The organism is Clostridium sp. KNHs205, from assembly GCF_000702945.1.
GTDB lineage: Bacteria > Bacillota > Clostridia > Lachnospirales > Lachnospiraceae > Anaerocolumna.
This window is the reverse complement of record NZ_JNLE01000005.1, coordinates 1,148,909-1,162,358: the sequence shown is the minus strand read 5'-3', so window position 1 is coordinate 1,162,358 and position 13,450 is coordinate 1,148,909. Positions and strand designations below refer to the sequence as shown.

The following is a 13,450-nucleotide window of genomic DNA, read 5'->3' as shown; positions in this document are numbered from 1 at the left end:
AGCCAGGCTTTTTATTCTGGTGCATCCGGCAGGTGCAGATTAACAGGTGGGGAAGAGAGAGGTCGAAACGATGAACATGGATGTACTGAGGGAATATGCTCCCCTGTATCTGGAGGCAGCAGGGCTTACGGTAAGAATCGCATTAGTTGGTATTGCCGGAGCTGTTGCAGTAGGTTTCCTTTGCAGTCTTATAAGGTATTTTAAAGTACCGGTTTTAAACAGGATCGCCGGAGTTTACATAGAATTGTCCAGAAATACCCCCCTATTGATTCAGTTGTTTTTCCTATATTTCGGACTTCCTAAGATCGGAATTCTTTTAAGCTCTGAAGCCTGTGCAATAACGGGATTAATCTTCCTTGGCGGAAGTTATATGGCAGAAGCTTTTCGAAGTGGTCTTGAGGCAGTTCCAGGTATTCAGATGGAGTCAGCTTTAAGCCTCGGACTTACCAAAAGGCAGGTAATCGGTTATGTATTGTTACCCCAGGCGGTTTCAGTATCTGTACCGGCTTTTGCAGCTAATGTAATATTTCTGATAAAAGAAACCTCAGTATTCAGTGCAGTAGCACTGGCTGATTTGATGTATACAGCCAAGGTATTAATTGGAATGTCCTATAATACGGATGAAGCTCTGTTTATGCTGGTGTTATCATATTTGGGGATATTGCTTCCCATTTCCGTTATATTTTCACTGATAGAAAGGAAATTAAGATATGCAGGATTTGGGAATTAAGGTCCTTTTTGAAGGAAGAAACTTCATCAGGTTATTAGAAGGTTTATGGATTACAATAGAAATATCCTTTGTCTCAGTAATCATCTCCATGGTGCTTGGTGTTTTATTAGGAATGATAATGACGGTCAGGAATCCGGTTATAAAAGTAATCACCAGATTATATCTGGAGTTTGTCCGCATAATGCCCCAGCTGGTATTGCTGTTCCTGGTTTATTTCGGCGTTACCAGAGCTTTTCAAGTGAATCTTTCCGGTGAAGTATCTGCAGTAATTGTATTTTCCTTGTGGGGTACGGCTGAAATGGGGGACCTGGTAAGAGGTGCACTCATCTCTATACCAAAGCACCAGTATGAGAGCGGCAAGGCGCTGGGCCTTACAGGAGGTCAGATTTACCGTTATATTGTAATACCTCAGACAATCAGAAGACTGGTACCCCTGGCCATTAATCTTACAACCAGAATGATAAAGACCACATCACTTATAGCATTAATCGGAGTAGTTGAGATCGTAAAGGTAGGGCAGCAGATAATTGAAGCTTCACGCTTATCCGTACCGTCAGCAGCGTTATGGATATATGGCGTAATCTTCTTTATGTATTTCCTTATCTGTTATCCGGTTTCCTTGGTGGCAGCAAGACTTGAGAAGGCATGGAAGACAGTCTAGAGAAGAAGAGAGAATAGCAAATGTCCGCAGAAATTAAGGTAAAAAGATGGGAGTCAGCATGAGTCAAAAAGAAGAAATTCTTTCAATAAAAAATTTAAAGAAAAGCTATGACAGCCTGGAAGTCTTAAAGAATATATCCCTTACCGTTAAAAAAGGGGAAGTAGTAGTTATTGTTGGACCCTCCGGCTGTGGAAAGAGTACGCTGCTTCGTTGTATCAACGGACTTGAGGACATTCAGGCTGGTGAGATATCACTGGGTAAGGAAGTTATCAGCGGCAGAAAAAAGGATATGCATCTGGTACGCCAGAAGGTAGGAATGGTATTTCAGAGTTATGAGTTATTTCCTCATATGAATATCCTTGATAATATTGCTCTGGGACCTGTAAAAGCACAGCACAGAGACAAAAAAGAAGTCGAGGCAGAAGCTGACAGGCTCTTGGAACGGGTTGGACTCTCAGATAAGAGAAAGGCATACCCAAGACAGCTGTCCGGCGGACAGAAGCAGCGGGTAGCAATAGTCAGAGCCCTTTGTATGCACCCTGAGGTAATGCTTTTTGATGAAGTGACAGCAGCTCTTGATCCGGAAATGGTAAGAGAGGTATTGGATGTAATGTTAGAGCTTGCAAGAGAGGGAAGTACCATGGTTATCGTAACCCATGAGATGCAGTTTGCCCGTGCCATTGCAGACAGAATCATATTTCTCGATAAAGGCGAGATAGTAGAAGAGAGCAGTCCGGAAGAGTTTTTTACGAATCCTAAGACAGAAAGAGCCGGAAAGTTCCTGAATGTTTTTGAATTTGACGCTGTAAAAGGTGTTGAAGATAAATAAGTAATCAATTTCGGTTTGATTACAGGGTTACACCCTGGGAGGTCTGACAGAGAAAATATGGGTCAATCCTGTACTAAAAATTCAGACACTCCAAAAGAGGAGAACAGTTGAAGAAAAAATAAGGAAAGGGCCACGAACTACTTCAGCTTAAAAATGTGGCAATACCGCAGTAATCGCGGTATGAGGGTATTGGTATGAAAAATATCAAGAAATTAGCAGCATTACTATTACTATTTACATTAATAACATCAGCCCTTGCAGGCTGCCAGAGTAAATCTGACAAGGAAGGAAATGATTCAACTGCAGCTGGAACAGCAAGAACCCTTGAAGAAATCAAAGAAAGCGGAAAGGTTGTAATTGGTGTATTCAGTGACAAGAAGCCTTTTGGTTATGTAGATGCTGACGGTGCATACCAGGGTTATGATGTTTACTTCGGTAACCGTATTGCGCAGGATCTTGGAGTTGACATTGAATATGTATCAGTGGAAGCAGCAAGCCGTGTAGAATATCTGGTAACTGCAAAAGTTGATATTATCCTTGCTAACTTTACTGTTACACCTGATCGTGCTGAAAAAGTAGATTTCGCATTGCCTTACATGAAAGTAGCTCTTGGTGTAGTATCACCTGACAGCGCACTTATTACTTCCCCTGAGCAGTTAAACGGAAAAACTTTAATCGTTAATAAGGGTACAACTGCAGAAACATATTTTACAGAGAATTATCCTGATGTAAAATTATTAAAATTTGATCAGTACAGTGAAGCCTATGGTGCATTATTAGATGGCAGAGGCGATGCCTTTACTACAGATAATACAGAAGTACTTGCCTGGGCACTGGAGAATAAAGGATATACAGTAGGTATTGAATCTCTTGGTAACCTGGACACTATTGCACCTGCCGTGCAAAAGGGTAACACAGAGCTTTTAAACTGGTTAAATGAAGAAATCAAAACTCTTGGAAAAGAGAACTTCTTCCACAAGGCTTATGACGAAACCTTAGCACCGGTTTATGGCGATGCAGCTGATCCTGACAGCCTTGTTGTTGAAGGTGGAGTAATCGAATAAATAACAGATTAATTAATCGGAGCTACTTTCTATGAAATCATTTGTATGAAAAGTACTTTGAAGAATTAATGATAAAATAATTTATTACTGCCGCAAGAGGGTTTATAAGACCAGCTTGCGGCAGTTTTATTAACTGAACTATCTATATCTATATTAATATAGATAATAGCATAATGTTTTAAAGATTATATCCTTAAACTCAATGGGTAGCCCCCGAGAGCGGTAAGTTTCTGTATTCGGATGTTCCCTGCCATAACGAATCAAAATAAACAGCATGCCGGCTAATTGATTTATAGACTGAACAAATACAGGAAAGTTATGAATATCTCTATTAAGCCAAAGAGCCAGAAGGACCAAAGGAAATCTAATAACAAATGTAAATATAAACCAAATAGTATTCCTTCGTATAATAATAAGCTGGACAAGTTTTCAGAAGAACTTTAAAATAGAGACAGAAAATAAAAATTAATACAGGGAGGTTTCTGATGAAGATATTGGTATTAGGCGGAACCAGGTTTTTTGGAATTCACCTGGTGAAGGATTTACTTGAAAAAGGACATGAGGTTACCATTGCCACAAGAGGAAAAATGCCTGATCCCTTCGGTGACAGGGTAAATAGGCTGAAAGTAGACAGGACAGACAGAAGTTCCATGAAGGATACCTTTTATGGGAAAGAATACGATATGGTATATGATGACATAGCTTATAGCTCCAATGATGTAAAAAATGCTTTGGAGAATATCACCTGCAACCGTTACATTCTGGTGTCTACCATATCTGTTTATGACAGCTTTCATATGGGTATCAAAGAAGAGGAGTTTGACCCTTATAAAGGAGAAATCATATGGTGTAACAGAGATGATTTCACTTATAATATTACCAAACAGCAGGCAGAGAAAGCGTTGTTTCAGGAGTATAAAAAACAATCCTCCGTAGCGGTACGTTTTCCTCTGGTAATCGGCAAAGATGATTATACGGAGAGGCTCTTATTCTATGTGGAACATGTGAAGAAGGGAATTCCAATGTATATTGATAACCTGGAGGAAGAGCTGGTATTTATACATTCCAAAGAGGCAGGGAAATTTCTTTCTTTTCTCAGTGAGAAGGAATACACAGGAATCCTTAATGCCAGCAGCCAGGGAACGCTTACCTTAAAAGAGATCATTTCCTATGTGGAAGAAAAGACCGGTAAAGCTGCACTTCTATCAAAGGAAGGTGAAGCAGCGCCTTATAACGGTGCCGGAAATTACAGTATCCATACTGAGCGGGCAGAGAAGCTTGGATATGCTTTTACAAAGGTTAGAGATTTTGCATTTGGTATTTTAGATTATTATATTGCATTGTAAAATTTCAGATAGGGCAAAATGCCAGTAGCCAAATTATAAAAAGTAGTATACAATAGATATAGTTATGATAATTATTACTATTACTATATATTGTATAAATTTATATATTTAGGAGGTTAGTGCCCATGGATATCATGATAAAAAAACGTAACGGAAATCTGGAGCCGTTATATGTAGAAAAGACCAAGAAGATGGTGGCTTATGCCTGCCAGGGTCTTGCCGGCTGTGACCCGGCTGAGCTGGAGATGGACTCCAACATTCAGTTCAGAGACGGTATGAGCACAAAGGAAATACAAAAGATACTGATTCAGACGGCCATTGAAAAGACCATACAGACGACCAGAGATTCCTTTGGCAATGAAATCAAGAAGACAAATATAGACTGGCAGTATGCAGCTGCAAGACTTTTGATGTCCGATCTCTATAAAGAAGCTGCCATAAACAGAGGTTATGAGCATTTCGGCTACGGAGATTTTTATGAGCTGGTAGAAAAACTGACAGCTTTAAACTACTATGGCACTTATCTTAGCGATGAATATACCAAAGAAGAAATCATAGAGCTGGGTAATTACATAAAGCCGGAAAGAGACCTTTTATTTAATTATGAAGGCATGAAACTTCTGGCTGACAGATATCTCATACAGGGTTTTGACAAAGAGGTGTACGAACTTCCCCAGGAGCGTTTTATGATAATTGCAATGCATCTGGCTATTCCCGAAAAGAAAGACAAAGCCAGGTATGCAAGAAAATTCTATGATATCTTAAGTGAACTTAAGATGACCGTTGCAACACCTACTCTTGCCGCAGCAGGAACGCCTTTTCACCAGTTAAGCAGCTGCTTCATTTCTGTAGTGGGGGATAACCTCTGGTCCATCTATGATGTAAATTCAAAGTTTGCCAGTGTTTCCAAGCATGGCGGAGCACTTGGAATATATATGGGTAAGGTTAGAGCCCTAAACAGCGAGATCAGGGGGTATAAGAATACCTCAGGCGGAGTGGTTCCCTGGATAAGACTTTATAACGACACCGCAGTTGCGGTAGATCAATTAGGCAGAAGAAAAGGGGGAGCTTCTGTTACCCTTGATATCTGGCATCAGGATCTGTATGAGTTTCTGGATCTAAAGACCAATAACGGTGATGACAGAAGAAAAGCCCACGATGTATTCCCGGCTTTAAGTATTCCGGATCTGTTTATGAAGAGGTTAGAAGAAAGAGGAGAATGGTCTTTATTTGATCCCTATGAAGTTCATAAGATAATGGGCTTTTATCTGGAGGACTGCTATGATGAAGAAGAGGGCGGAGAATTTACAAGACGTTACCTTGCCTGCGAAGAGAACAATGCATTAAAGAGGACAACGGTATCCACTCTGGATATCATGAAGAAGGTCATGAAATCTGCCGTAGAAACAGGAACTCCTTTTATTTTCTACAGAGATACGGTTAACAGAGCCAATCCCAACAAACATGCGGGAATGATATATGCCTCCAACTTATGCCATGAGATAGCCCAGAACATGAGTGAATCCATGCTTTCCGAGGAAACGATTCAGGAGAATCAGGGGGAGATGGAGGTATCAGTTAAGATTAAGGCAGGGGATATGGTTACCTGTAACTTAAATTCCGTGAATTTAGGACGTATAGACAGAGAAGATTTAAAGGATATTATTCCGCTGCAGATTCGTATGCTGGACAATGTTATCACCTTAAACCAGTCTCCGGTTTCGGAGGCCAGAATAACAAGTGACAAGTACCGTGCCATCGGTCTTGGAACCAGCGGCTACCATCATTATCTGGTAAATCATAAGATTCATTGGGAAAGTGAAGAACATTTTGCAGAAGCTGACCTTTTATTCGAAGAAATCGCTTATCAGGCTATTAAGGCTTCCTGTGAGCTGGCAAAAGAGAAAGGTGCTTACCCTGCATTTCACGGTTCCCAGTGGGAAACCGGTGAATATTTTGACAGCAGGGGTTATAACAGTGAGAGATGGCTTGCTTTAAAGGAAGAGGTTAAGAAATATGGACTTCGTAACGGATATCTGACAGCCGTTGCTCCAACGGGCAGTACTTCGAATATAGCTGGTACAACAGCAGGTATTGATCCTATCTTCCGCAAGTTCTTTATTGAAGAGAAGAAAGGAAGCTTTACGCCCAAGGCAGCACCAGACCTGACGGAGGAGAATTTCTGGTTCTATAAGGAAGCTCATCACATAGATCAGCTCTACAGCATCAAAGCCTGCGGAATAAGACAAAGACATATTGACCAGTCCCAGTCCTTTAATTTGTATATCACACCGGAGGTTAAGGCAAAAGATATCTTAAATCTCTATGTAGAAGCCTGGAAGAATGGAGTCAAGACCATATACTATATTCGTAACCAGTCTCTTGAGATGGATGAATGCACAAGCTGCTCCAGTTAAATAAAATATAATGCATAGTTAAAAATTAAATAAATTCATACAAAAAGATAAACAATGTATTTAAAATATTTTCAAGTATATAACGGAAAGAAAATGCAGGAAGGAAACTACCATGAATAAGAAAAAAATCTTTAATGAATATGGTGTAAGAGGTACTGAAACACTGATTGAAGGAAATACAACAAATCTTAGAGAATGGAACAGAATAAAGTATACATGGGCTAAGACTTTTTATCGCACCATGCTGAATAATTTCTGGATACCCGAGGAGATATCTTTAAATGAGGATGTGAAGCAATTCCCTCTCTTAACCAACGGGGAGAGAAATGCATTTGACAAAATCATCTCCTTCCTGAATTTTCTGGATTCTATCCAGAGTGAGAACCTCCCCAACCTTTCCAGATATGTGACAGCTCCGGAGATTTCCTCCCTCCTTAACATACAGGCCTTTCAGGAAGAAATTCATGCCCAGAGCTATTCCTATATCTTAGACACCGTTACCAATCCGGTAACCAGAGATAAGATCTATGATGAATGGAGGGAAGATAAGCAGCTTTTAGCCAGAAACAGATATATTGCAAACATCTATCAGGAATTCAATGAGAATCCCAACACAGAGAACTTTATCCGTACGGTAACGGCTAATTATATTCTTGAGGGTATCTATTTCTATTCCGGTTTCAGTTTCTTCTATACCCTTGCCAGACAGGGCAAAATGACAGCGACCAGTACAATCTTTAAATATATTAACAGGGATGAAATAACTCACCTGGTATTATTCCAGAATATTATCAAGGAGCTTCGAAATGAGGAGCCGGAGATATTTACGCCTGAAATTCAGGAACAGATCAGGGAAATGATGAGAACCGGTGTAGAACATGAGATAACCTGGGGACAATATGTTACCAATAACGAAATTTTGGGGATAAATAATTCCCTGATAGAAAAATACATTAAGTATCTGGGCAACCAGAGGTTAAAGGCAATCGGCTTAGAGGAGCTGTATCCGGAAATCACAGAGAATCCCATGGCCTGGATTGATGGTTTTTCAAGCCTTAACCAGACCAAGACGGATTTCTTTGAAGCCAAGGTTACCAATTATACGAAAGCGGCTGCTTATGATTTTGATGACCTGGAATAGCAATTAGAAGCCCATTGCTGTTTTTACCGTATCAGAGAGTTCTTTGGTGGTCATTAGCTCGAGAAGCTTTAGGGCAACATAAGGACCAGTCTGAGGGCAGTAAGAAGTAATAATATTTCCGTCAGTCACAACAGGTTCATTAACAACAACCGCACCAAACTCTGCCAGTTGTTGCTGGCGTCTGCCGCCGTTTAAATGATAGGTGGTTGCTCTTTTTCCTTTTAGGATTCCACTCTTACCAAGGGAGAGGGCAGCCACACATATGGATGCCACAGGTTTACCACTCTGATGGAATATGCGGATTAAGTCAAGGAACCTTTCGTCATAAGCTTCTTCATAAAAGCCGTATTCTTCAAAGCCACCGGGAATAACAAGAGCATCATAGTCATGTGGATTAACCTCGTCAATAACCGTATCTGCTATTACCGGTATGTGAAAGGTACTGATAACCTGCTCTGTAAATCCGCAGGTATGAAGGGTAACATCTGAGCCGAAATCTTCCCGTGCCCAACCAAATACGTCCACAAAAGCGGAGAATTCCATGGTTTCAAAGCCTTTTGCTAATAACAATAATACTTTCATAAGTGCCTCCCTTTCCTACTTGTAAGTTAATGTGTTATGGATGATTAGAGTATATATAAAATTGTGTAAGTTATCAATCATTTTTAAGAGAGCCATGTTATGTAAATGTCGATTATAAATGCATTGCATCCTTGAAGGCTGTAATGCATATAAAATAGTTTATTATAAGTTATACATAGGAGAAGGGTCTGAAGGCTTTGCGATAAGCTTTCAACCGCGTGAAAGAAAATAATTCACCGCGCCTCTGTATAAGCGTGTTTGAGTACGCAGATGGGAGATTAAGTTGATTAAAGTACTGTTTGTCTGTTTGGGAAATATCTGCCGTTCGCCAATGGCTGAATATGTGTTTAAAGATATGCTGGAACAGAAAGGACTTTCGGATAAATTTTTTGTAGCCTCAGCTGCCACCAGCAGCGAAGAAGTGGGGAATGGAGTTCACAGAGGAACCAGAAATAAACTAAAGGAAGCAGGAATTGATGCTTCACAAAAAAGGGCAGTTCAACTAAAGCGAGAGGATTACAGCCGGTATGATTATATCCTTGGTATGGAACAGAGTAATCTGACTTCCATGGAAAGGATTTTTGGGAGCGATAAAGAGGGGAAAATAAGAAGGCTCCTTGATTTCTCCGATAAACCCAGAGATATTGCCGATCCCTGGTATACCGGAGATTTTGATAAGACTTATGATGACGTATACGAAGGGTGTGAAAGGTTGCTTGCTTATCTGTGCAAAGAAAACAAAATATGACCAAATTGTTACGCAAAAGATGTCTCTATTTGTCTGTTATCGTAATATACATTTAATGAAAACGTAATTAAAATGCCAAGTATTTAACACCTTTCTATGTTATTATGGTATTGTATGAATGAGTTAGGATGCAGATAAATAGAATATACAAATAGAAGGTGTAAAGATGAATGAAGTGGTAAATAAGAAAATAAATAATGGTACCAAAAGCAGCGGTATAGCTAAAAAAGTACTTCTTTATGGTGGAGTTGCCATAGCCGTTCCAGTGATTCTGGTATATCTGTTTCTGTCATTTTATTATAAAGATCATTTTTATAATAAAACCAGTATTAACGGAGTAAATGTCTCCGGTATGACGGTAGACGAAGCGGAAGCTGCCATTAACGCAGAAGTTGAAGACTATGTACTGACTATAAAGGAAAGAAATGAGCTGACAGAGAAGATATACGGAGAGGATGTAGGTCTTCATACTGTATATGATGGAGATTTCTCTGAATTGTTAGCAGCACAGAATCCCTATGCATGGCCGTCTTCTCTAACGAAAAAACATGATATAACTCTCAATGCAGCCTTGGAATATGACGATGAACTGCTTAAAGAGTATTTTGAAGGTTTAAAAACCTTCGCTCCGGATTATGAAATGGAGCCCACAGATGCCCATATCTCTGAGTATGGTGAAAATGGCTATGAATTAGTCAAAGAAGAGCATGGTGCAAAGGTTGACAAGGATAAGATGTATAAAGCTGTGAAAGAAGCAATCATCACATTAGAGCCGGAACTGTCCTTGGAAGATGCAGAGGTATATTTAAAACCAACCGTTTACTCCGATAACGAAGGCCTTAAGAAGGCCCTTACCAAGCTTAATAAGATGGCAGGAAGCCAGATAACCTATCAATTCGGAGATGTTACAGAAGTACTTGACGGAGAGAAGATCAGCCAGTGGCTGTCCGTAGATGATAAGATGAAAGTCCATTTAAACGAAGATGGTGTAAAAGAGTTTGTAGATTACATAGGAAAGAATTATAATTCCTTTGGAAGAACCCGTACTTTCAAGACTTCCTACGGTGATGTTATCGAAATAAAAGGCGGAGATTATGGCTGGTGGCTTGACAGAGCCACTGAAAAAGCAGATTTGCTGAATTTCATAAAAGAAGGACAGCAGCTGGTGAGAGAACCTGCTTATTTCCAGACTGCACAGCAATATGGTTCCGATGACATTGGAGATACCTATGTAGAGGTAAATCTTACAGCCCAGCATCTATACTTTTATAAAGAAGGAAAACTTATTGTAGAAACAGATTTTGTATCGGGTAACCTGTCAAGAGGCTGGGGAACACCTGTAGGTACATACCCCGTGCAGTATAAGGAAAATGATGCAACACTCACCGGTGAGGATTATTCCACTCCCGTAAAGTACTGGATGCCTTTTAACAGAAATATAGGATTTCATGATGCAAAATGGAGGTCAACCTTCGGTGGCAGGATCTATATGACAAGCGGTTCCCATGGATGTATCAATATGCCTCCCAAAGCAGCCAAAACAATGTTTGAGAATATCAAACGCGGAGTAGCCGTAGTGGTATATGAGCTGCCGGGAACAGAAAGCTATAACAAAGACGATAAAGAGAACCTGGTAACCGATCCTGCCGATAACAAGAAGGCAGATGACAGCCAGAATACAGATAACAGTAACAATGAATAAGTAGCAGCAGGAAAGTATTCAGTTAATTATTAGAAGCTGTATGGTTATAGGCCATACAGCTTTTAATATTGTTGAGAACCCAATTTACCAAAATTAATTTTACCAAAAGTTAATTTACCAAAAGTTCCAGTAGTAACCTATTACCAGTAGTAAGAGTATTTAACTGTTGACAAAAAGTAAAGAATACATTACAATTTGGCAAGGAGGTGTTACTTTGATAAGGAATCGAATTAAAGTCCTGAGAGCAGAGCGTGATTGGACACAAGCCGATCTGGCTGATAGATTAGGAATTTCCCGGCAGGCAATCATATCAATTGAGAAGTATAAATATACTCCCTCATTGGAATTAGCTTTTAAAATTGCAGAGGTTTTTAAAGTTTCAATCAGTGAGGTTTTTGAATTCAAGGAGGATGAAAACAATGAATGATCAAATTATTATTCTGGTATTTCTTTTAGTTGCTGCTGGCATTACACTTTTTCTCTATGTCTGGAAGGCTAAAAAGGAAATTGAATACAAAAAGGATGAGCGCTGGCAGTTACTACAGAATAAAGCGAATAACGCAGCAAACCATTCAAATAGTATTTTGATAGTAATAGTGGCAATAGGGTCTATTGTATCGCTATTTTACGATATACAATTATCCATTACCTTTAACCGGGTTTTAATTTATGCTATGCTTTTTGTTGGCTTACGCAATGGGATAGAATTGTTTTCCTTAAGATATTTCGATAAGCGGCTGTAACTTACGAAACAAACAGAAAATGAAGAATATTTATGCTCATAAGCTGTACAGACTGTTGGTATGATAGCTAATTAATTTTTATAGCCTTAGAAGCTGTATAAAGATCATACAGCTTCGAAGTTGGTGTTATCAAGCCCGTTTCTTTGAATACAGATAACCTGCGAAGCACACGAGTCCGCAGAATACGATAAACAAGCTTACATATAAGGGATTGGAGATAAGACCGCCAATCAATATAATGGTAGAACCAGCAAGACCAAAGATAGGACAAATAACACCTTTGAAGAAACTGGTAACAACATTGGTCTTTTTCAGTTTAAGTACTTTGATATAAAGCACCATATAGCACATATAACTGAAAACGATGGCTATTTCACTGATATCACTGCCGCCCAGGATACCGCTCTTCATGGTAATATAGTGAAGAAGCATCCATACTGCCGCTGTAATATATGCGCAGATAGCAGAAGGTATTGAGATTTCATATTTGGGATGGAGCTTTGCAATCGAATCGGAAGAAGGAAGCATCTTCTTTGCTGCAAGGCTCTGAGGCATACGGATACTTCCAAGAGTCATACCGTTAACAACACCAAGTACGGATATAATAATTAAAAAGAGCAGAAGTCTCGTTCCCGTGTTACCAAGAAGAATTTCTCCGGCTTTGTTAACAGCTTCATTTCCAGTAGCCATGATGTATTCCGGGCTTAACATATTATTTAAGCCTAAGTAATAGAGCAGATAAACAACCAGTACGGTCAAAGGCCCTATAATAAGTGCCAGTGGCATGTTTCTCTTAGGATTTTTCACTTCGTGGGTAATATTTACGGATACAATCCAGCCGTCAAAGGAGAAGGCAATAGGTGCAAGGGCTGCAAGCCAGGCAAAACCGATGGGAGAACTATCGACCACTGCTGCTCCGGCAGGCAGTTCCACAGCCTGTCCATGATAGAAAAGTCCGGTTATAGCGATAACAAGGAGAGGTACCAGTTTTACAATGGTGGTTAGATTTTGTATATATCCACCCAGTTTATAGGAGAGGATATTAACACCATAAAAAAAGGTAAAAATAACAAAACCAAGCAGAACCTGCTGTTCTAAACTTGCATCAATTCCTAAAAAGGAAAAGATATAAATTGCTGAAACCCATGAAATTACAGCATTAATGGTAGGAAAATAGATAAAGGTCTGAAACCAGCCAAAACCATTGGCAGTCTTAACGGATATGAATTCCTCGAAGTAGCTGATGATTCCACCGCTGTTTTTTGTACGGACAGAAAGTTCCGTAAGAGTTAGGCTTCCGAAAATGATACTGAAGGCACCGATGATAAATACAAGTACACCAAGACCTACATGTCCGCCTGTGTAAGTGAGTACATCATCACTTTTGAAAAAAATACCGGAACCGATTACTATACCAATTATCATGGCGGTAGCTGTAAACAGTCCGTAATGTTCCTGCTGCTTGCTTTTGTTTTCCATATAACTCC

The 13,450-nt window shown here is 39.7% G+C and carries 13 protein-coding genes; 11 read left to right on the top strand and 2 right to left on the bottom strand.

The annotated features are described in order from the left end of the window. Window positions 1-70: 70 nt before the first annotated feature. The 7 genes from BR73_RS0124610 to BR73_RS0124580 all read left to right on the top strand — a co-directional run bounded on the left by BR73_RS0124610 (window position 71) and on the right by BR73_RS0124580 (window position 8,188). Entirely contained in the window at window positions 71-730 is a 660-nt protein-coding gene (locus BR73_RS0124610) for an amino acid ABC transporter permease (RefSeq protein WP_033168429.1), read from the top strand. Continuing rightward, window positions 711-1,391, top strand: coding sequence for an amino acid ABC transporter permease (locus BR73_RS0124605; RefSeq protein ID WP_033168428.1), 681 nt, complete (start codon window positions 711-713; stop codon window positions 1,389-1,391). Before BR73_RS0124610 ends, BR73_RS0124605 begins: the two co-directional genes overlap by 20 nt. A 58-nt stretch (window positions 1,392-1,449) precedes the next feature. Next, on the top strand, window positions 1,450-2,220 hold the full coding sequence (locus tag BR73_RS0124600) for an amino acid ABC transporter ATP-binding protein (protein WP_033168427.1): 771 nt from the start codon (window positions 1,450-1,452) through the stop codon (window positions 2,218-2,220). Window positions 2,221-2,414: 194 nt separating this feature from the next. After that, window positions 2,415-3,284, top strand: coding sequence for a cysteine ABC transporter substrate-binding protein (locus BR73_RS0124595; RefSeq protein WP_033168426.1), 870 nt, complete (start codon window positions 2,415-2,417; stop codon window positions 3,282-3,284). Window positions 3,285-3,769: 485 nt separating this feature from the next. Further along, a complete protein-coding gene (locus tag BR73_RS0124590; RefSeq protein ID WP_033168425.1) occupies window positions 3,770-4,630 on the top strand; it encodes an NAD-dependent epimerase/dehydratase family protein in 861 nt (286 codons plus the stop codon). A gap of 125 nt (window positions 4,631-4,755) precedes the next feature. Continuing rightward, the gene (locus BR73_RS0124585; protein WP_033168424.1) at window positions 4,756-7,047 is read left to right on the top strand and encodes a ribonucleoside-diphosphate reductase subunit alpha; all 2,292 of its coding nucleotides are present in this window, start codon (window positions 4,756-4,758) and stop codon (window positions 7,045-7,047) included. A 112-nt stretch (window positions 7,048-7,159) separates the two neighbouring features. After that, on the top strand, window positions 7,160-8,188 hold the full coding sequence (locus tag BR73_RS0124580) for a ribonucleotide-diphosphate reductase subunit beta (RefSeq protein ID WP_033168423.1): 1,029 nt from the start codon (window positions 7,160-7,162) through the stop codon (window positions 8,186-8,188). 3 nt (window positions 8,189-8,191) lie between these two features. Here the strand turns inward: BR73_RS0124580 and BR73_RS0124575 are convergent, their stop codons facing one another. Next, window positions 8,192-8,770: a DJ-1/PfpI family protein gene (locus BR73_RS0124575; protein ID WP_033168422.1), complete on the bottom strand. Its 579-nt coding sequence runs from the start codon at window positions 8,768-8,770 to the stop codon at window positions 8,192-8,194. Between the two features lie 283 nt (window positions 8,771-9,053). On the opposite strand from BR73_RS0124575, the gene BR73_RS0124570 reads away from it, so the two are divergent. From BR73_RS0124570 to BR73_RS0124555, 4 genes are all read left to right on the top strand, one after another. After that, the gene (locus BR73_RS0124570; RefSeq protein ID WP_033168421.1) at window positions 9,054-9,518 is read left to right on the top strand and encodes a low molecular weight protein-tyrosine-phosphatase; all 465 of its coding nucleotides are present in this window, start codon (window positions 9,054-9,056) and stop codon (window positions 9,516-9,518) included. Window positions 9,519-9,684: 166 nt separating this feature from the next. Next, window positions 9,685-11,220, top strand: a complete 1,536-nt coding sequence (locus tag BR73_RS0124565) for a L,D-transpeptidase family protein (protein ID WP_051685554.1) — start codon at window positions 9,685-9,687, stop codon at window positions 11,218-11,220. Window positions 11,221-11,434: 214 nt separating this feature from the next. After that, entirely contained in the window at window positions 11,435-11,647 is a 213-nt protein-coding gene (locus tag BR73_RS0124560; RefSeq protein WP_033168420.1) for a helix-turn-helix transcriptional regulator, read from the top strand. Beyond that, on the top strand, window positions 11,640-11,963 hold the full coding sequence (locus BR73_RS0124555) for a hypothetical protein (RefSeq protein WP_033168419.1): 324 nt from the start codon (window positions 11,640-11,642) through the stop codon (window positions 11,961-11,963). Before BR73_RS0124560 ends, BR73_RS0124555 begins: the two co-directional genes overlap by 8 nt. A 129-nt stretch (window positions 11,964-12,092) precedes the next feature. Here BR73_RS0124555 and BR73_RS0124550 read toward each other — a convergent pair whose 3' ends face one another. Further along, window positions 12,093-13,442, bottom strand: a complete 1,350-nt coding sequence (locus BR73_RS0124550; RefSeq protein ID WP_033168418.1) for an APC family permease — start codon at window positions 13,440-13,442, stop codon at window positions 12,093-12,095. Between the last annotated feature and the right edge of the window lie 8 nt (window positions 13,443-13,450).

Coding starts and splice junctions, on each gene's coding strand:
- BR73_RS0124600 (WP_033168427.1), top strand. CDS start 1,450: ATGAGTCAAAAAGAAGAAATTCTTTCAATAAAAAATTTAAAGAAAAGC.
- BR73_RS0124590 (WP_033168425.1), top strand. CDS start 3,770: ATGAAGATATTGGTATTAGGCGGAACCAGGTTTTTTGGAATTCACCTG.
- BR73_RS0124605 (WP_033168428.1), top strand. CDS start 711: ATGCAGGATTTGGGAATTAAGGTCCTTTTTGAAGGAAGAAACTTCATC.
- BR73_RS0124595 (WP_033168426.1), top strand. CDS start 2,415: ATGAAAAATATCAAGAAATTAGCAGCATTACTATTACTATTTACATTA.
- BR73_RS0124580 (WP_033168423.1), top strand. CDS start 7,160: ATGAATAAGAAAAAAATCTTTAATGAATATGGTGTAAGAGGTACTGAA.
- BR73_RS0124585 (WP_033168424.1), top strand. CDS start 4,756: ATGGATATCATGATAAAAAAACGTAACGGAAATCTGGAGCCGTTATAT.
- BR73_RS0124555 (WP_033168419.1), top strand. CDS start 11,640: ATGAATGATCAAATTATTATTCTGGTATTTCTTTTAGTTGCTGCTGGC.
- BR73_RS0124610 (WP_033168429.1), top strand. CDS start 71: ATGAACATGGATGTACTGAGGGAATATGCTCCCCTGTATCTGGAGGCA.
- BR73_RS0124575 (WP_033168422.1), bottom strand. CDS start 8,770: ATGAAAGTATTATTGTTATTAGCAAAAGGCTTTGAAACCATGGAATTC.
- BR73_RS0124550 (WP_033168418.1), bottom strand. CDS start 13,442: ATGGAAAACAAAAGCAAGCAGCAGGAACATTACGGACTGTTTACAGCT.
- BR73_RS0124565 (WP_051685554.1), top strand. CDS start 9,685: ATGAATGAAGTGGTAAATAAGAAAATAAATAATGGTACCAAAAGCAGC.